The organism is Micromonospora fulviviridis (genome assembly GCF_014648395.1).
GTDB classification, from domain to species: domain Bacteria; phylum Actinomycetota; class Actinomycetes; order Mycobacteriales; family Micromonosporaceae; genus Micromonospora; species Micromonospora fulviviridis.
In genome coordinates, this window is sequence record NZ_BMRA01000001.1 from 455,729 (window position 1) to 473,430 (window position 17,702).

Genomic DNA, 17,702 nt, shown 5'->3' on the forward strand with positions numbered 1-17,702 from the left:
CCGGCCGCTCCCCGCGGGAAACCCCCGACGGGCCGCCGGTCGACCATCCCCGCGACCCGCACCGCCAGGAAGGCTCCTGATGTCCGACAAGCCCAGCGTCCTGTTCGTCTGCGTCCACAACGCCGGCCGCTCCCAGATGGCCGCCGGCTGGCTGCGCCACCTCGCCGGCGACACCGTCGAGGTCCGCTCCGCCGGCTCGGCCCCCGCCGGGGCCGTCAACCCGGCCGCCGTCGAGGCCATGCGCGAGGTCGGCATCGACATCACCGACCAGACCCCCAAACTCCTGGAGTACGCGACCGCCGAGTCCTCCGACGTCATCGTGACCATGGGCTGCGGCGACGCGTGCCCCGTCTTCCCGGGCAAGCGCTACGAGGACTGGAAGCTCGAAGACCCGGCCGGCAAGGGCGTCGAGGCCGTCCGCCCCATCCGCGACGAGATCCGCGCCCGGGTGGAGAAGCTGCTCACCGAGCTACGGGCCACCGCCTGATCGACTTCTTCGCGCGGCCGCCCTGGGGGATGGCTGTGCGGCGGGCACCCGGCGCGCGGTCTCCCTGGAAGGACCAGGCGCACACCGGCAGGAGCCCGAGCGGCACGAACTCTTGATCAAGGGTCTGAAACGGATGTCTGCTGTCGGCAGACCCGGACAGCGGCGGCGGGCGATGTCGGCGAAGGTGAGCCGCATGGATCCTGCGGTGGTTCTCGTGCACAGCCCGTCGGTGGGACCGCTGACCTGGGCGCCGGTGGAGGCGAGGCTGAAGGCGTCGGGTGCCACGGCCCTGGCGCCCTCGCTCCGCGGCGTGGCGGACGCCCCTCCACCCTTCTGGCCGTTCATCACCGAGGCCGTGGGCAGGGCGATCGGCGAGCTGCCGTCGAGCCAACCGGTGGTACTCGTTGCCCACAGCAATGCCGGCCTCTTCGTCCCGCTCATCGCCGAGGCGACCCGACCTCGGGTTGTCGGCTGCCTGTTCGTCGACGCGGCGTTGCCCGCGCGCACCGGGCCGACGCCGGTCGCACCGCCCGAGCTGCTCGACTTCCTGCGGCCCAAGGTGACCGGCGGTCGCCTGCCGCAGTGGACGGAGTGGTGGGACGAGTCCGACGTCGCGCCGATGTTCCCGGACCCGGAGACCCGGCGTGGCGTCTCGGCCGAGCAGCCCCGCCTACCCCTGAGCTACTACCAGGAACAGGTGCCGGTGCCGGACGGCTGGGACAGCGTGCCGTGTGGCTACCTGCTGTTCGGCCCGCCGTACGAGCAAGCGGCGCAGGACGCGCGCGAACGTGGCTGGGACGTGGAGCAGGTCCCCGGCCACCATCTGCACCAGTTGGTCGATCCCGACACGGTGACGGCCAGCATCACGCGCATGTATGCCAGGTGGTGCTCCCCGGTCAGCTGACCCACATACGGGGAGGATTGCGCGCGCCGATCTGAGAGACTACTTTCGAAACATGTCTCTCACAAATCCGTACGGAGATATGGAGCTGACCTCTCCGCAGGCGCTGCGGGCGTTGGCTCATCCGGTACGGCTGGCTCTGCTCGATCGGCTGCAGCGACACGGCCCCGCGACGGCCACCCAGCTCGCACCCCACGTCGGTGCCACGCCATCGGTCGTCAGCTGGCACCTGAGGCACCTCGCCTCCTTCGGTCTCGTCACCGACTGGGACGGGGCAACGAACAAGCGGGAGCGGTGGTGGCAGGCGGCAGGCAAGGGCTTCCGATTCACCATGCCCGACGACGCAGAGGGTCAGGACGCGGCGCGGCAACTGCAGGCCGAGATGTTCGCCCGATCCGCGGAGGCGCCCGTGCAGTGGTCGCTGCGGGACGAGCCGCGGCTGGATCCGGAGTGGCGAGCCCTGGCAGGGCTGGCCGATACCCGGTTCGCCGTTACCGCTGACGAGTTGCGGCAGCTCGAAGAAGCGATCGAGGCACTGCTCGCGCCGTACGTCCGGCGTAAGGGTGGCGAGCTGCCGGACGGTGCGCGGCTCGTGCGGATGCTGCGCTATCTGCTGCCCGAGCCCGGCGACGACCCGGCGGCGTCATGACCGCCACCACCACGAGGCCCCCGGCGGTCCTGCGCGACAATCGGCGTTTTCGCACTTTCTGGCTCGGCGAAACCGTTTCCCAGTTCGGCGACCGAATCAGCGAGCTGGCCCTGCCGCTGATCGCCGTCACCGTCCTCACCGCGACGCCCGCGCAGGTCAGCATCCTCACCGCCCTGATCTGGCTTCCCAACCTGCTGGGCGTGTTCGTCGGCGTGTGGGTGGACCAACGGACCCGCAAGCGCCGCCTGCTGATCGTGGCCGACCTGGTCCGCGCGGTGGTGCTGCTCAGCCTCCCGGTGGCCTACCTGCTGGACGTGGTCACGCTGGCCCATCTCTATCTGGTCGCCCTGCTCACCGGAGCCGGTGCGGTCCTGTTCGGCATGGCGCGCCAGGCGTTCTTCGTCGCTCTGGTCCCGCCGTCGGCGTATGTGGAGGCGAACAGCAAGCTGAGTCTGAGCCGGGCAGCCTCGTTCGCGGCCGGGCCGGCCCTCGGCGGCGGTCTGGTCCAGGCCCTCACCGCCCCGGTCGCGGTCCTCGTCGACGTGGTGTCCTTCCTCGGGTCCGCGCTGTTGATCGGTCGAATTCCCGTGGACGAGGCACGGCCGGCGCCACCGCGGTCCTCGACCCTTGGTCTGGTGCGGGACGGCCTCGTCATGGTGCTGCGTCATCCGGTGATGCGCGCCGTTCTCGGCTGCACCAGCACCGTCAACTTCTTCACCCTCATGACCAACGCACTGCTCGTGCTGTATGCAAGCCGTGAGCTTGGTCTGTCGGCCGGCGCGATCGGCATCGCCTTCGGCGTCGGCGCGGTCGGCGGGCTGGCTGGTGCGGCACTGGCACCTCGGGTCTCCCGCACCATCGGCCTGGGCCGCACCGCGATGATCGGAGCGGTTCTCTTTCCTGCTCCCCTGGCGCTGACAGCGTTCGTGTCCGGCCCGACCTGGGCCCGAATCGCAGCGCTCGCGGTTATCGAGATGGTCTCCAGCGTCGGCGTGATGCTGATGGACGTCAACCTCAACGCCCTGCTCGCCTCGGTCACGCCCGACGACGCGCGGGGACGGCGGGCGGGCGCGTACAGTGCGGTCAACTACGGAATCAGACCGCTTGGAGCGCTGGTCGGCGGCTGGTTGGGCACCACCATCGGCCTGCGACCGACACTGGTCGTCGCCGGCCTTGGCGGCGCCCTCGCCGTACTGTGGCTACTCACCTCACCGGTGCGTCACATCGCCACCCTCGACGAGCCGGCGACGGGCACCTCGGCTGCCGAAGGACGGCAGAGCGCGCCACCGCCCGGCCCGCGCAACCGACCAGACCCTCCTCCTGCAGCCGCTGGACCACCTCATCCTGATCAGAGGACGTCGTCCGAGGCAGGACCCCGAGCAGGAAGCGTGCGGTAGGCGCTGCCGCCGATCCATGCCGGAAGGAGCGGTGATCGTCGATCAGGGGTGTGGCCTGGTGCCCCCGGCAGGATTCGAACCTGCGACACACGGTTTAGGAAACCGATGCTCTATCCCCTGAGCTACGAGGGCGCGAGTCGTCAGTCTAGCGACCTGCGCGTCGACCCGGGGTGGCAGGGAGCGTCCGCCGTTGACCTGCGTTTTCCGGTCAGTCGGCCCGGGCGACGACCACCGGAGGAAGTCGGCTGGTGGGCGCGCTGTGCCTGGCCGCGGCGGGGAGCGCTCAGGTCCGGACCAGCGCTGCGGGTCGTCGATCGGGCTGAAGGTGGCCGCCTTCGGTTTCCCAGACGGCCACGTCGTCGCCGTATCGGGCCAGTCGTCGCGGGTGGGGACGGGGCGGTGTGGGCAGGATGTCGCCGGCCCGGGTGGTGTTGCCAGGGCGCGAAGCCGCCAGCATGGCCGCCGTGGCCACGGCGTACGTAGTCTCCGGCGGTATCACGAGCAGGTCGATCCGCAGATCCTCCGGGCCTGTGACGATCACCAGGGCGGCTTCGAGGCTGGCGAACCAGCCCACCCGCACCACGGCGCCGGCGACGCCGAACCGGCACGGCTGCCTGTCCCAGGCCGCCGGCTGCAACATGATCCGCTCGACGACCCCACCGCGCTGGGCGGCAAGCGCGATGACCAGGCCGGACAGTTCGACGACCGGGTCGCGCGAGGCTGGCCACCAACCGCCGTCGAGAATCGCGCGGCTGGACGGCGAGTCGGCCAGCCGCAGGCGGGCCTTTGGTGGTTCCCGGGTGCAGACCCAGGTCATGCGTTCCTCGGCAGAGCGGATCATGAGGCCCGTCCCTCCGATCGGCCGACGCCCGGGTCGGTGCCGGCGGTGGGGTCTGGACGGGTGACGGTGGCGGTGTGGGGGGTGCGGCGCTTGCGCACCGACAGCCCCAGCTGGAGGACGCGCCGCATGGCGGCGTGCACGGCAACCAGCAGCACGCTGGTGAACCGGGCGGGGCGGGCGAATCTGGTCATTGTGTACCTCAAACTCGGCGGTGGGGCGCGAAAGGTGCGGGCCACCGAGGTCCAGGGCGACACCGTCATCCTACTCTTCGATCGGGCAGGACCGGCCGTCCAGCGGCGGGGATTCCACCATCGCCGCGATGAGGGCGACCACCGGTACGGTGGCGAAACCGACCCGGGCGTCGCTGGCCCCGTACGGCAGCCACAGCTCACCGTCGTGGACGAGCCCGCCGCAGGAGTAGACGACGTTGGGCACGTATCCGTCCCGGTCGGTCTTGTCGGGTGACAGGAGCGCGCCGGGAAGCTGCGCGACGACCCGTTCCGGTCGATGCAGGTCGAGCAGGAGTGCGCCGATGGAGTAGCGGCGCATCGGGCCGACGCCGTGGGTGAGCACGAGCCAGCCGGCGTCGGTCTCGATGGGGGATCCGCAGTTCCCGACCTGGATCAGTTCCCAGCTGTCGCGGGGGGCGTGCAGTGGCACCGGGGTCTGCCACCGGTTCTCACCGTCCAGGCAGGTCAGGCCGAGGGTCTCGCCGTCGGCGCGGCACAGCGCGAGGTGCCGGCCGCCGACGGTACGCGGGAACAGCGCGACACCCTTGTTGCGGGCGCCCGGACCGCGCATCGGGGTGATCTCGAAGCGGCGCAGGTCGCTGCTGGCCAGCGCCCGGGTGGCGATGCGCCGCCCGTCGTAAGCGGTGTAGGTGGCCCGGTACACCGGTCCGGACTCGTCGGTGAACCTGACGAACCGGGCGTCCTCCATGCCGTTGCTCTCCGCCGGGTTGGCGGGCCAGAGCACCCGTTGGTGCAGAGCCGTGTCGGCGGGGAAGGTCGTGGCGTAACTGGCGGCGTTGGCGCGGCGGAGCTGTTCGAGGGTGCCCGGACCGGTGCTGCGGGAGAGCAGGTCCGCTGGCAGGTTGCCGAGCACGCGGTCGAAGGTGGCCTCGTTGTACCGGTCGGGCAGGGCGTCCAGCACGGTGGCGGTGACCTCGTTGTCGCAGTCTTCCTCGGCCAGTCCGGCAGCGAGCAGGTCCCGGCGGTGCCGTACGCCCACCATTCGGCCGACGGCCAGAGGGCCGTGCCGGTCGACGACGGCGAGCCGGCGCCCGGGTCCGACGACCGCGGTGGCGAACCCGATCGACGACAGGTGGCCCTCACCGATCTGGCGCAGGCTGACCGCGACGCGCAACTGCCCGACGCTCAGACCGGTCTGGTCGGGGTGGGCCACCATCGACGGATTGCACAGCGCGGCGGCCTCGACGGCGTACTCGTGGCTGAAGTAGGCGCCGACCAGGAGCCGCGTGGTGGGGGAAAGGTCCCGGGCCCGGGCAGCGCGGTGCCGGACGAGGTCGTAGTGGTGGTGGAACGTGCCGTCCAGGTCACGGTGCCGGGTGCCGAAGCGGTCGAAGGTGTCCCTCAGCAGCCTGCCGGTCTCCTCGTCGTCGAGGTGCGCGACGCGGTCGATGAGCGCCCCCGCGCGGGTGCGCACCACAACGGCGTCCTCGCCTGGGACGAAGAGCTTGACGATGACCCGGCGTGGATCCGGAGTGAGGGTGACGCTCTGCCGGACGGCCAGGATGCCGGTCACGGCCACCGCCGGGCGTACTGCAAGGTGGAGATGAGGGCGAGGGTGGATTCGGCGCCCTGGTTGAGGTTCGGTCCGTGCGGGGTCAGGCCGTCGTAGCCGCCGCCGGTCACCGGATCCCACATCCTCGTGCCGACGTCGTTGGCGCCGAGGAACCACCCGACCGCCTGCCGTATCCCGGCCTCCCAAACGGGGTCACCGGTGACCGTGGCGGCCGTGGCGCAGGCGTCGGCGAAGGCGGCGACCTCGATGGGCTGCTGGTCGTGGCGGAGCCGCACCGCGCCGCGTCGCCACCCGGCGGCCGGCACGACCGACAGCCGCCCGTTGCGGAGTTGGACGTCGCGCAGCCAGTTCAGCATCCGCAGTCCGTCGTCGAGCGGCGGGCCGTGGTGGCGCAGTTGGCTGGCGGCGATGACGACCTCGGCGAGGGCCGCGTTGGCGTAGGTCAGCCGCTCCTGCGGCCAGGGCCACAGCGGGTCGGGTCCGGGCGTGCCGATCGTGGTGGCCGCGTCCGTCAGCAGCTCGGCCGCGGCGGCGTGGGCCGGGTGGCGGCGCAGCACCTCGACGGCGCCGAGCCCGGCGAAGGCCATCGCGTGCGGGGCCGGCGAGCGCCGGGTGGCGCCCCGGCTGAAGGCGACCAGCGCTTCCTCCCGGATCCAGGCCGCGGGACTGCGGGCAGCGGCGGTGCCCAGGCCCCACAGCGCACGGCCCCACCAGTCACCGAGCCCGGGCTCGTCGGCCCAGCGGCGGTCGTGACCGAGCCGGTTGCGGAAGGCGCCGGCGGCGTCCTGCGCGTGGGTCAGGAAGGCGAGGTAGCGCTCGGCGAGCCGGAGCACCGGCTCGGTCGGCTCCGGCTCGCGGCTGGTGACGACGAGGCCGCGCGCGACGTCGTCGGTGCAGTAGCCGTGCTCGCGCCGGACGATGGCGTGCCGGGCGTGCTCGAACAGGCCGGTGTCGTCGCTCAACCGGGTCAGGTGCGCGAAGCTCGGCCGCGGCGCCGACTGCCGGGGACCAACGTCCGTCGTGGTGAGTCGGCCGGTGGTCGCGGTCATGCCGACACCGCGCTGACCGCGGCCGGGCGGGCGGCGACGAGCCGCTCGGCGATGTCGCCGTAGCGAGCCGCCACCGCCGGCCACGGCAGGTGCGCGGCCGGTGGCGGAATGCGGCGGCCCAACCGGGCGGTCAGGCCCGGTTCGGTCAGGATCCGCCGGATCGCCACGGCCAGCGCCGCCGGATCCTGATGGGGTACGACCAGACCAGGGCCGCCGGTGAGCAGCTCGACGGCGTGCGGGAACGCCGTCGCCACCACGGGCACCCCCGCGGCCACCGCCTCGACGAGAACGCCGGAAGTGACCTGCTCGCGAGAGTCGTAGGGCAACACGACCACGTCGGCGGAGCGGATCAACCGGCCGAGCGCCGCCTCGTCGTGGTAGACGTCCTGGTAGTCCACGGCGTGCGCGACACCCAGCTGGGCGCCGAGCCGGTGCAGTCCCGCCCGGTACGCCTCCCCCTGTTGCTCGACCACCTTCGGATGGGTCCGGCCCGCCACGGTGTAGGTGGGGGTCGGGTCGAGGTCCTGCACACGGGCGAGGGCCCGCAACGACCACTCGATCCCCTTGCCCGGACCGAGCAATCCCCAGGTCAGCAGGTGCGGCCGGCTACGGCGGTCGGCGGGTACGCCGGCATGCTCGGCGGCGCCGTGCGGGATGACCGTGACCTTGCCGGGAGGCACGGTGTAGCCGACGAGCAACCGGTCACGGGCCGTGTCGGTCATCGTGACCACCGCCCCGGCGACGGCGACGATCTGCTCCAGCAGCGACCTCTGCCGGGCGGAGGGCTGGCGGAGCACCGTGTGCAGAACCACGATGCTCGGCACGGTGAGCCGGCGCAGCAGCGGCAGGACGTCCTCGCCGTCGGCGCCGGGGTAGATGCCGTACTCGTGCTGCACGACGGCCACGTCGAAGGTGTTCAGGACGGCCGCGGCGGCCCGCCAGCCGGCCGGGGTACGCGCCGCCCAGGTGTGCACGACCCCGCGCCCGGCCCGCTGGTCGTCGCGGCCGTCGGTGACCCGCACGACGCCGCCGCGCGTGCCGTCGGCGGTCAGCTCGGCGGCGAGGGCGGAGTTGAAGGTGGCCAGTCCACACCGGGTCGGTGGGTGGGTGCTGAGGAATCCGTAGCTGGGCATGGGTTTCGGGCCTTCCGGTTGTCGGGATCGAGCGGGGCCCTGTTCGTCGGGAATCGCCGGTCGTTCAGCAGGTTCAGAGGTGCGGTCGGCGGGTGAGATCGTCGTAGACGGCCAAGTAGTCGGTGACCATCCGGTCCGCGCCGAAGCGCTGCCGGGCCCGTGCCCGGCAGCCGGCCCGGTCGAGGCCGGCGACCCGGGTGACCGCGTCGACGGCCTGCTCGACGGTGTTCACGACAAACCCCGTCACCCCGTCGTCGACGACCTCCGGCATGGATCCCCGCGCGTAGGCGATGACCGGGGTGCCGCAGGCCATCGACTCCACCACCGACAGTCCGAACGGCTCGTCGAAGGTGATCGGGTGCAGCAGGGCGGTGCTCGCGCCCAGCACCTCCGCGCGTCGCCGGGGGCCCACCGATCCGAGGAAGACGACCTGATCACCGTCGATGTGCGGGGCCACCTGCTCGGCGAAGTACCGCTCGTCCTGCACGATGCCGCAGATGGTCAGGGTCCGGCCGGCGAGGCGGGCGATCTCGATGGCGGTGTGGATGCCCTTGTCGGGATGGATCCGGCCGAAGGCGACCAGTCCGGGGCCGGCGTCCCGGGTGAACGGCAGCCCGGCGAGGTCGACGCCGTGGTGCACCGTGGCGACGTAGTCGAGCCCGGCGACCCGGTCGGCATCGGAGATCGACACGTAGGACGAGCGGGCCCTGGTGTAGGCGGGGAGAATTCCCGCAGCGGAGAAGCCGTGCACGGTGGTGAGCAGTGGAGCCCGGCAGTGCTCGGCGAAGGCCAGCGGCAGCCAGTCGAGATGGCTGTGCACCAGGTCGAACTGCGACGAGCGGGCCATCGCGTGCGAGACGTGCATCGCCTCCCACACGCGGCCGTCCATGGCCGGGTCGTCCGCGTACCCGCGGGGGCACACGCCGTCGAGGTCGGCGGAGGTGACGGAGTCCAGCGTCGCGAAGAGTGTCACGTCCACGCCGCGCGTGATCAGCCCCTCGGCGAGCAGGCCGGTCACCTGTTCCCAGGGGCCGTAGTGGTGCGGGGGTGTCCGCCAGGCGACCGGCCCGAGCAGAGCCACCCTCACGGGGACGGCATATCGGCGAGGTCGGCCGGGTCGAGACGCAGGGTGGCGAGCAGGCCGACGTGCTTGTCGGTGTCCATCCGCTCCGGCAGTTCCCGCTCGACCCAGTCGGCCCTGGTCTGCTGGCCGCGCTCGCGCAGCGCCGCAACGATCCGGTACCTGGCGATCCTCATCGTCTACCCCCTTGAGAAGCCGTTTGGGACGGTCATGGTCACGGGTGGCGGCGTGGAGGCCCTGGTCGAATCCCAACGCCGGGGTGCCGAGGCGCGGCGGGCGATCGACCTGTCGCCGTGACCGGCGAACAGTGCGGCACGTACGTGCGATCCACCGAGGCGCAGCCGGCGTGGCCGGCACCGCAGTGGTGGGATGTCGTCGGTCCGGCGCGTCCCACGCTACGCCGGTCCGGGCCCTGTCGTGCGGGGTGCCACCCACGTGGGCCCCGGGGAAGCGGTCAACGCAAGGTCGTGATGAGCACCAGCGGCAGGAGCAGGACGGTCACCAGGAGGAACACCCGCAGGCGGAGCGCGCGGACGTCGAGGGCACGCCTGACCCGTACCCCGAATGTCGAGGAGGCGGATGTCCCGCCGACCGGCGGCGAGGGCTCGGGAGCAGCGATCGGACGAACGGCCATCACATTGTCTCCCGGTGATCTCAACGGCTCGGCCCGGGTGCCTCAGCGGTCCCGGCCGACGATCGGTCAGCGGAGCATCCCGGCTCTCAGCTGGGTCAGCGAGCGCTTCAGCAGCCGGGAGACGTGCATCTGTGACAGCCCGACCCGGGTGGCGATCTGCGCCTGGGTCAGGTCACCGTAGAAGCGCATGGTCAGGATCCGACGTTCGCGCGGGGGAAGCGCCGCGAGGAGCGGTCGGAGGGTGAGGCGGTCGGCCACGGCTGCGTATCCCGAATCGGCGGCGGCGACGAACTCGAGGCGCTCGATGCCGTCGACCCCGGGCCGTGGCTCGTTCAGCGACGGAAGGCGATAGACGTCGAAGGCGGCGACGGCGGCCTGGAGCTGGGCGACGGTCACCTTCAGGTCGTCGGCGAGCTCTCCGTCAGTCGGTTGGCGCCCGTGTTGCTGCCCGAGCCTGCCCCGGGCTTCGGGCACCAGGGCGCTCAGTTCCTGGGCTGAGCGCGGTACCCGGATCGCCCAGGCCGTGTCGCGGAAGTGTCGCCGGATGCCGCCGAGGATGGTCGGGATGGCGTAGCTGGCGAACGGCACGCCCCGGTCGGTGTCGTATCCGTCGACGGCTTTGATCAGCGCCAGCGCGCCGACCTGAGTCAGGTCCTCGTAGGATTCGCCGCGGCCGGCGTAGCGGCGGGCCAGCCGACGAGCCATCGGCAGGTTCGCCTCGATGACCCGGGTTCGCAGCCGCGCACGCTCAGGATCGTCGGCATTCAGGGCTGCGCGTCGACGCAACAGTTGTTCACTGTCCCCCGTCGCGGGGTTCAGCGTCGGAGGAGGCGAAACGGCCGTCGGTGTCACGATCGGTCTGACCATGTTCAACGCCCCTGTCGGGCTGGTGGCGGCGAGACTGGCGGCCACCGGGGACCCGGGCGACAGAGCCACCGTACGCCTTCATCTCCCCGACCGACACCCTGGGCGCTGTGGGGCCGGTCGTCAGCCGCGCCGGTCGGCGACCGGTGCCGGCGCGAGCTGCTCGGAGCCGTCGACGATCGCCTGGGACAGTTCGGACAGTCGCCGGTTGCGGCTGCGGGCGCCGTCGCGCAGCAGCGCGAAGGCCTGAGCAATGTCCACCTGGAGGCGTTCGGCCAGGACTCCCTTGGCCTGCTCGATGAGGACGCGGCTGTTCAGGGCGGTCTGCAGCTGTTCGGTGAGGATGTCGCGCCGGTGGATGGCGCGCTGTTGCAGCAGTCCGATGGTCGCCACATCGGCGAGCGCCTGACCGATGCGGAGCCTGCCCTCGTCAAGGGGGCCCGGCCGGACATCGAACAGGTTGAGCGCGCCGATGACCTCGGAGCGCAGCCGCATGGGCAGGGCGTGCACCGCGGCGAAGCCGACCTCGGCCGCGGCGGCGGTGAACCTCGGCCATCGGGCAGCGGCCAGGGTCAGGTCGGCGACCGACACCGGCTGACCGGTGTGGAAGCAGTCGAGGCAGGGACCCTGGTCGGTCTGGAGCTGGAACAGCTCCAGCAGTCGGGTGCGTTCAGAGGAGGCGGCAACCACCTGTAGCGCGTCCCGCTGGTCGGTGAGGAGCAGCCCGGCCGCCGACACACCCAGCAGCTCGACACACCTCTCGGTCAGCACATGCAGGAACTCGATCACGTCGAAATCGTCGACGAGAGTGTCGGCCATCTCCACGAAAACGTCGGCCAGCTGGGTCTCGGCCACTTCGGTCACCTCGTCAATCAACAGTTCCGGTCGGTAGGAGACGCAGGCGCCGGGCGACGACGTCAGCTGCCACGTCCCGGAGGCGCCGGTCCCGGGAGTACGCGTAGGCCCGCAACCGGAGGAGTGCCACCGCCGCGGGCACTCGCAACTGGACCATGATCATTCCGGTCGCCTGGTGCACCTCGGGGTGTTGCAGGCCGATCCGGTCGGGCCAGTGATCGTCGCGGTCCACGCCGTGGCGCGTCGCGTCGTCCAGCAGCACCGCGCATGCCGTGTCCGCCAGGACCAGTGCATCGGTCAGTTGCTCCGCCCCGAGGTCACCGACGCGGTCCCGGTAAAGGTCGAGGACACCGAGGCGGATCCCGCCCACCCGTAGGGGCAACGCGAACACCGCCCGAACCCCGGCGAGCACCGCGGCCGGCGCGAACACCGGCCAGCGGTTCCGACACTCGGCTGCCGTCAGATCGGCGACCAGGACAGGTCCGCCGGTGGTCGCATCCACGCATGGCCCCTCACCGAGGGTCAGGGTCAGGTCTTCCAGTTCCGACGCGCGCCGGTCCGTGGCGTACATCAGTTCGCGCGGGATGGCGTCGAGGATCACCGCGACGGCGGCGGAGTCGACGCCCGCGACCGAGACCGTCGTGGCACAGACATGATTGACCGTGACCGCGCCATCCTGGGCGGCATCGACGAGAACGGCCCACAGCCGCAGCCGGCGATCGGAGGTCATCGGATCGCCGCGCCCAGGGTTGTCCTTGCCCACTGCTGGCTCCGACCCGGATCGTCCGAAGCGGACGGGTTGCCGTGCGGCGCCCGGAGTCCCGAGCGACGCTCACACCGTACTCCCCGCGCGGGACGCCACCGCGTGACCGGCGGCCCACCGGACCGTGACGGTCATCCGGTGGTGGGTGGAACCGACGTGCCGAGCAGAGCCGGCGGCTCGCCGTCCAGCGCGGCGGTCAGTTCGCGACCGAGCAACTCGTCGTATTCGGCGCCGAGAGGCGACGTGCGGCCATCGACTTCGCGAAGCCGTTCCGCAGTCCGGCGAACGGCGATGGCCGTCACCCACGCGAGACCATCGACCTGACCGGCGGCGCACCTGGGCGCGAGCTGCCACACCTCGACGAACACCGCCCGGGTCACCGCGACGGCGGCCGACGGGCTGCCCACACTCTCACACACCTGGATGAAGACGGCGCGGACGAGCCGGCGGTAGAGGCGACCGAAGGCGGCCCGGTCACGGTCGGCGATCCGCTCGACGAGGTCATTCACGGACTCTGGGCCGGGGACGACATGGCCAGGGGAAACAGGCATCCGATGCTCCTGGTGGTGTGCCTGCGGCTGGGGCACCACCAGGGACCAGGGCGGCCGTTACGCCTCCACCCTACGCCAGCCCCCCGGTCGACCGGCCGGTCCGCCCACGGAACGACCACCACCGGACACGACGCGCGCGGTACGCAGCGCCGGCTGACCGAGCCGAGCTCAACGTCCTGCGAGCCGCTCGTGGGAGCCGACGTCGTTCAGGTGGCGCAGTGCCTCCGCCCAGGAGCGACCCAGGGTGGTTTCGTGGTAGTCGAGGTCGTGCTCGGCGCAGAACCGCCGGATCAACGGCCGGGCACGACGCAGGTTGGGGCACGGCATGCTCGGGAACAGGTGATGTTCGATCTGGTAGTTCAGGCCGCCGAGCGCGGCGTCGACGAACCTCCCGCCACGCACGTTTCGGGAGGTGAGGACCTGTCTCCGCAGGTAGTCGAGATCGTCCTCGGCACCGAGGATCGGCATGCCCTTGTGGTTGGGGGCGAACGAGCAGCCGAGATAGAGGCCGAGCACCCCCTGGTTGACCAGGATGAACGCGACGGCCTGCACCGGGCTGAGGACCAGGAACACGGTGGTGAGGTAGCCGCCCAGGTGCAGGGCCAGCAGTCCGGCTTCGGCGGGGCGACGCGCGACGGGGCGAGGCCGGAGGACGGCCCGCACGCTGTTGGCGTGCAGGTGCAGGCCCTCCAGTAGGAGGAGCGGGAAGAACAAGTACGCCTGGTGACGCACGAAGAGTGCGCCGAGGCCACGCCGGCGGCGGGCCTGTCCGGCGGTGAAGGACAGGGGTGCCACGCCGATGTCCGGGTCCCTGCCCTCGGTGTTCGGGTGGGCGTGGTGCCGGTTGTGCTTGTCCACCCACCAGCCGTAGCTGATCCCGGTCAACAGGTTGCCGTGCAGGATGCCGATCAGGTCGTTGGCCCGTCGCGAGCGGGCTATCTGCCGGTGACCGGCGTCGTGGCCGATGAACCCGGCCTGCGCGAGGACGACCGCGAGGGCTACCGCGACGCCGAGCTGCCACCACGACTCACCCACTCTCACGAACAGGGCCCACAGTCCGACCCAGGAGCCGACGACGAGGCCGATCCGTACCGCGTAGTGGCCTCGCCGCCGCTCGAGCAGGCCTGCTGCGCGGACCTGCCGGGACAGGTCGGCGTAGTCGCTGCCCCGTTGGCGTTCGGCACCGATGCTGGTGTCGCTCACGACGGCTTCTCCTGCTGGTAGTTCCCCGACGGATGGCTCAGCGGCGCCGGCTCGACCAGCCGGTCACGCGGGCCATGAGTTGTTGCAGTTTCTGCCGCGTGCCCGGGTTGGCCGCCTGCCGGCGGCCGATCCGCATGAGGTCGCGCCCTCGCCGGCTGTTGACCAGGCCCTTGATCCGTTGGCTCATCGATCCCGACGTCACGGTGGCTCCCCTCCTGGCCGGGCTGCTCGCCGGCGGCCCTGCGCCTGTCACCCTCAGTTTCGGCAATCGCCACGCCCCGGCGGGGCGGAATCGGCGCATTGCGCCGGAGCGCGATCGGGACGCGTGCGGCGACGCCTGGAGCCGGCGTGCTCGGCCACGGGACCGGTCCGAGCGGAGCGACGGTCACGGGGACGGCGCGTCGGCGAGGTCGGACAGATCAACCCGCAGGATGGCGAACAATCCGACGTGCTCCTCGGGGTTCACCCGCTCCGGTAGCCCACGTCCGACCCGGTCGGCCCTGACGTGCTGGCCGCGTTCGCGACGAAGGCTGACGATCCTGTGCCGGGCGATCCTCATCGGGTGCTCCCTGCTAGAGCCGTCCGGGAAGGGCCGTGCTCACGATCGGCGGCGACGGCACTGGCGGCTGCCGGGACCCGGGGCGGTGTGCTCACCGTACGCCTCACGGGGTGTGACCGCACCCGGGCCGAGGGCGGCTTTCCGCAGCTCGCGGCGGAGCGGTACCGGCGACGGCGGCGTACGCTTACGATGTCGCCCCGGACTCCGGTGACTGGCGTTCCCCTCTCGGCGGACGCACCCCACCGTCACCCCACCGCCGCCCATCCATGGGCCAGGGCGCCGACTCCCGTCGCCTCCCCGGCCGGCATTCTCCCCCGCACCGGCACGCCGGGCCGCGACAGCCCGTCGTAGGCCCGCCCTCACCCGACGCCCGCGCCGGCCCCAGGCCGGCAACGGTGCGCCGGGCCCATCGGAAGGCGGCGGTTCCTGATGACCGCACCCCGGAAGAGACACTTCCCATTTACCGCCGTCAACGGCCACGACGGCCCGGCCGCCGCTCGCCCGACGTTCCGTCACACCCCGGCGCGGCGCTCGCGGATCGGGGATCTGTGGATCGTCGCCGTGCTGTTCGCGATCGTGCTGCTCCTGCTCCTGATCTTCGTACTACAGAACGGGCAGCGGGCCGAGGTGGCGTTCCTCGGCGTACACGTCGCCCTGCCGATCGGGGTGGCGCTGCTGCTGGCCGCGGTCATCGGCGTCCTGCTCGTCGCCCTTCCCGGCACCGCCCGGATCGTGCAGCTGAGGATGCGCGGCCGCCGGAGCGCGACGCCCGCGGCCGAGCCGACCGGGCCCGGGCCGGCCGCTTCGCCGGCGACCGGCACCGCCGCCCACCAGGGAGGCTGAACCATGTCCGTCATCCGCCAACGCGGCACCGTGACCCCCACGTCGGCGCCCACCGCACCTCGCCTCGTCCTCGCCGCTCCCCAGAGGCTGGGAGTGCTGGACGGCGGGTGGTGGCCGCGATCCTGGGACCCGGTCGCCGAACTTCCGGGCCTGATCCTCGCCCTGACGGAACGCCATGGCCGGATCAGGCACATCATGCTGAACATCCACGCCTGGGACAGCCGGTTCCGCCGGTTGGCCGTCGGACCGGACGTGGTCCGCCTCGGCTGGTTCGACACCCTCGACCCCGCTGTACTGGTCGCCACCACCGGCGGGGACCTCCAGGTCGACCTGCTCATCGTGCCGCCCAGCACCGCGGCGGCGGCAGCCGAGCGGGCGATGGCGGCCGCCGCCGACCCGGCCAACGTCAGGCGCGCGCCCGACATCCTGGCCGCCATCCGGATGCCACCGGCCCCGGCGGCCACCACCCGCGCCGATCCGTGCGCGGTCTGGGACAACGAGGGCGGCGGCGACGGAGTCGCCGCGAGGGGCCGGGATTCGCGGGCCGACGCGAGACGTGGCTGACCGGCGTCAGCCGGGGGTGGACGGACCGCGTTCCCGCCCGCCGGGCCCGATACTCACCTAGTGTCGATCAGGGCACCCCAGCCGCGTCCCGGTCGGCCGGTTCCGCCGATCGCGCGCCGCTGTCGAGTCCCTCGAGATGCCGGAGTCAGTAGACGGGCACCTGATGACGACCGACCGGGCGGTAGGGCTGACCCGCGCAGGCGGTGGACCACAGCGGGCAACCCTGCTGGAACTGTTCCTCGATCTGGTCTTCGTCGCCGCGCTCGCCCTGACGTCACGATCGTTGGCCCAGCGTCTCGACCCGGCCGGGGTCCTCCAGACCATGGTGCTGCTGATGGCGATCTGGTGGGTCTGGTCCGTCACCGCGCTGAGCACCGACCTCTACCACCGGCAGCGGCCCCCCATCTTCGTCATGACGCTCTGGGTCATGCTCGGGACCATCCTGATGGCCGGCACGCTGCCCGACGCCTTCTCCGACCACGCCCTGGCCTTCGCGGGCGCGTACGTGGCGATCCATCTGGGACGCGGCATCTTCCTGGTCGCCGCGCTGCACGGCCGCATCGCACGACTGCACGCCAGCCGCTTCATCTTCTGGTTCATCCTGTCCGCCGTGCCGTGGCTCGCCGGCGGTCTCGTGGCAGGCCCGGCACGGGGCGTGCTGTGGACCGCGGCGCTCGCCGTCGACTACGGGTCGGCCCAGTTTCGTTACCCCACGCCTGGGCTCGGGAAGGTACCCGCATCCCAGTACCGGGTGGCGGCCGACCACCTCGCGGAGCGCTACCAGCAGTTCTTCACTCTCGCCCTCGGTGATCTCATCCTCGTCACCACCCTGACCTACGCCGATCACGACAAGACAGCCAGCCGGACAGCGGCGCTCCTGGTCGCGTTCGCCGCCACCGTGCTGCTGTGGCAGATCTACGTCCACCGCGCCGGGTCCCTGCTGCAGGCCACCATCGAGTCCGCCCGGGACCCGGGTGGATTCGTGCGGTCCGCACCCAACACCCACCTGGTGATGGTGGCCGGCGTGGTCGCCGCTTCCGCCGGGTTCGAGGTGGCCATCGCCCACCCCGCCGAGCCCACCACGCCCTGGCTGGCCGTCGTCATGCTCGGCGGACCCGCGTTGTTCCTGACCGGCCGGTCCCGGTTCGAGTACGAGGTGTTCAGCCGGGTGTCGGCGTCCCGGCTGGTCGCGCTGCTCGTACTGGCCGTCGCGGCTCCGCTCCTCCTGCGTACGCCCGCACTGGTGGCCGGCCTCGCCGCGACCCTCGTCCTGGCCGGGGTCGCCGTCGCGGACGGCATCCGAGCCCGCGGAGGCCTGCCCGAGCAACCGGCTCCCTCCATGTAGCTGGACCGACGGGCCACCGCCGGACAGCCGGTCCGGAACGTCGGCCGGCGGGCCTGTCTGCCGCCACGAGGACGTGCCGCCCTACCGGCGTCGTCCGGACCGGTGGCGGCGGGACCCCCGGGCGCTGAACCGGGTGGGCGGGGGCCAGCACGTACCGGTGCGGACCGGACGAGCTGGTGATCCGGTCCGACGGCGACGACGGTTCGTGGGGCGAGGAGA

Annotated in this window: 22 protein-coding genes and 1 tRNA gene; 7 read left to right on the top strand and 16 right to left on the bottom strand. The window is 72.0% G+C overall.

The genetic code is table 11. The annotated features are described in order from the left end of the window. Nucleotides 1-79: 79 nt before the first annotated feature. From IEY96_RS02220 to IEY96_RS02235, 4 genes are all read left to right on the top strand, one after another. The gene (locus tag IEY96_RS02220; RefSeq protein ID WP_189193110.1) at nucleotides 80-487 is read left to right on the top strand and encodes an arsenate reductase ArsC; all 408 of its coding nucleotides are present in this window, start codon (nucleotides 80-82) and stop codon (nucleotides 485-487) included. 193 nt (nucleotides 488-680) lie between these two features. After that, nucleotides 681-1,391, top strand: coding sequence for an alpha/beta hydrolase (locus IEY96_RS02225; protein ID WP_189193111.1), 711 nt, complete (start codon nucleotides 681-683; stop codon nucleotides 1,389-1,391). A 79-nt stretch (nucleotides 1,392-1,470) separates the two neighbouring features. Continuing rightward, complete coding sequence (locus IEY96_RS02230) at nucleotides 1,471-2,037, top strand: ArsR/SmtB family transcription factor (RefSeq protein ID WP_229791340.1); 567 nt, start codon at nucleotides 1,471-1,473, stop codon at nucleotides 2,035-2,037. After that, entirely contained in the window at nucleotides 2,034-3,434 is a 1,401-nt protein-coding gene (locus IEY96_RS02235; protein ID WP_189193113.1) for an MFS transporter, read from the top strand. The genes IEY96_RS02230 and IEY96_RS02235 overlap by 4 nt, the downstream gene beginning before the upstream one ends. A gap of 56 nt (nucleotides 3,435-3,490) precedes the next feature. Here IEY96_RS02235 and IEY96_RS02240 read toward each other — a convergent pair. The 16 genes from IEY96_RS02240 to IEY96_RS02315 form a co-directional block, all read right to left on the bottom strand. After that, a tRNA-Arg gene (locus tag IEY96_RS02240) sits at nucleotides 3,491-3,566 on the bottom strand. A gap of 151 nt (nucleotides 3,567-3,717) precedes the next feature. Continuing rightward, complete coding sequence (locus IEY96_RS02245) at nucleotides 3,718-4,275, bottom strand: DUF5994 family protein (protein ID WP_189193114.1); 558 nt, start codon at nucleotides 4,273-4,275, stop codon at nucleotides 3,718-3,720. After that, a complete protein-coding gene (locus IEY96_RS02250; protein ID WP_189193115.1) occupies nucleotides 4,272-4,466 on the bottom strand; it encodes a hypothetical protein in 195 nt (64 codons plus the stop codon). Before IEY96_RS02250 ends, IEY96_RS02245 begins: the two co-directional genes overlap by 4 nt. 70 nt (nucleotides 4,467-4,536) lie before the next feature. After that, a complete protein-coding gene (locus IEY96_RS02255; RefSeq protein WP_189193116.1) occupies nucleotides 4,537-6,039 on the bottom strand; it encodes a glycoside hydrolase family 130 protein in 1,503 nt (500 codons plus the stop codon). Continuing rightward, complete coding sequence (locus IEY96_RS02260) at nucleotides 6,036-7,088, bottom strand: glycosyltransferase (RefSeq protein ID WP_189193117.1); 1,053 nt, start codon at nucleotides 7,086-7,088, stop codon at nucleotides 6,036-6,038. Before IEY96_RS02260 ends, IEY96_RS02255 begins: the two co-directional genes overlap by 4 nt. Beyond that, nucleotides 7,085-8,221: a glycosyltransferase gene (locus tag IEY96_RS02265; RefSeq protein WP_189193118.1), complete on the bottom strand. Its 1,137-nt coding sequence runs from the start codon at nucleotides 8,219-8,221 to the stop codon at nucleotides 7,085-7,087. Before IEY96_RS02265 ends, IEY96_RS02260 begins: the two co-directional genes overlap by 4 nt. A gap of 73 nt (nucleotides 8,222-8,294) precedes the next feature. Further along, on the bottom strand, nucleotides 8,295-9,308 hold the full coding sequence (locus IEY96_RS02270; protein ID WP_189193119.1) for a glycosyltransferase family 4 protein: 1,014 nt from the start codon (nucleotides 9,306-9,308) through the stop codon (nucleotides 8,295-8,297). After that, nucleotides 9,305-9,478 (bottom strand): hypothetical protein, encoded by a 174-nt coding sequence (locus IEY96_RS02275; protein WP_189193120.1) that lies wholly within the window; start codon nucleotides 9,476-9,478, stop codon nucleotides 9,305-9,307. Before IEY96_RS02275 ends, IEY96_RS02270 begins: the two co-directional genes overlap by 4 nt. 278 nt (nucleotides 9,479-9,756) lie before the next feature. Further along, nucleotides 9,757-9,936 (bottom strand): hypothetical protein, encoded by a 180-nt coding sequence (locus IEY96_RS02280; RefSeq protein ID WP_189193121.1) that lies wholly within the window; start codon nucleotides 9,934-9,936, stop codon nucleotides 9,757-9,759. A gap of 66 nt (nucleotides 9,937-10,002) precedes the next feature. Beyond that, nucleotides 10,003-10,803 carry a SigB/SigF/SigG family RNA polymerase sigma factor gene (locus tag IEY96_RS02285; protein ID WP_189193122.1) on the bottom strand — a complete coding sequence of 267 codons (801 nt, stop codon included), beginning with the start codon at nucleotides 10,801-10,803 and terminating at the stop codon, nucleotides 10,003-10,005. A gap of 120 nt (nucleotides 10,804-10,923) precedes the next feature. Beyond that, a complete protein-coding gene (locus IEY96_RS02290; RefSeq protein ID WP_189193123.1) occupies nucleotides 10,924-11,655 on the bottom strand; it encodes a GAF and ANTAR domain-containing protein in 732 nt (243 codons plus the stop codon). A 13-nt stretch (nucleotides 11,656-11,668) separates the two neighbouring features. After that, the gene (locus tag IEY96_RS02295) at nucleotides 11,669-12,418 is read right to left on the bottom strand and encodes a GAF and ANTAR domain-containing protein (RefSeq protein WP_229791341.1); all 750 of its coding nucleotides are present in this window, start codon (nucleotides 12,416-12,418) and stop codon (nucleotides 11,669-11,671) included. Between the two features lie 131 nt (nucleotides 12,419-12,549). Then, nucleotides 12,550-12,927 (bottom strand): sigma-70 family RNA polymerase sigma factor, encoded by a 378-nt coding sequence (locus tag IEY96_RS02300; protein ID WP_189193124.1) that lies wholly within the window; start codon nucleotides 12,925-12,927, stop codon nucleotides 12,550-12,552. A 210-nt stretch (nucleotides 12,928-13,137) separates the two neighbouring features. Beyond that, nucleotides 13,138-14,172 (bottom strand): fatty acid desaturase family protein, encoded by a 1,035-nt coding sequence (locus IEY96_RS02305; protein ID WP_189193125.1) that lies wholly within the window; start codon nucleotides 14,170-14,172, stop codon nucleotides 13,138-13,140. Nucleotides 14,173-14,209: 37 nt separating this feature from the next. Beyond that, nucleotides 14,210-14,359 carry a hypothetical protein gene (locus tag IEY96_RS02310; protein WP_189193126.1) on the bottom strand — a complete coding sequence of 50 codons (150 nt, stop codon included), beginning with the start codon at nucleotides 14,357-14,359 and terminating at the stop codon, nucleotides 14,210-14,212. Nucleotides 14,360-14,557: 198 nt separating this feature from the next. After that, nucleotides 14,558-14,731: a hypothetical protein gene (locus IEY96_RS02315; RefSeq protein ID WP_189193127.1), complete on the bottom strand. Its 174-nt coding sequence runs from the start codon at nucleotides 14,729-14,731 to the stop codon at nucleotides 14,558-14,560. Between the two features lie 429 nt (nucleotides 14,732-15,160). Between IEY96_RS02315 and IEY96_RS02320 the strand changes: the two genes are divergently transcribed. The 3 genes from IEY96_RS02320 to IEY96_RS02330 all read left to right on the top strand — a co-directional run bounded on the left by IEY96_RS02320 (nucleotide 15,161) and on the right by IEY96_RS02330 (nucleotide 17,483). After that, a complete protein-coding gene (locus tag IEY96_RS02320) occupies nucleotides 15,161-15,574 on the top strand; it encodes a lipopolysaccharide assembly protein LapA domain-containing protein (protein ID WP_189193128.1) in 414 nt (137 codons plus the stop codon). A 3-nt stretch (nucleotides 15,575-15,577) separates the two neighbouring features. Next, complete coding sequence (locus tag IEY96_RS02325) at nucleotides 15,578-16,138, top strand: DUF5994 family protein (protein ID WP_189193129.1); 561 nt, start codon at nucleotides 15,578-15,580, stop codon at nucleotides 16,136-16,138. Between the two features lie 136 nt (nucleotides 16,139-16,274). Then, nucleotides 16,275-17,483, top strand: a complete 1,209-nt coding sequence (locus tag IEY96_RS02330) for a low temperature requirement protein A (RefSeq protein WP_229791342.1) — start codon at nucleotides 16,275-16,277, stop codon at nucleotides 17,481-17,483. The last annotated feature ends 219 nt before the right edge of the window (nucleotides 17,484-17,702 follow it).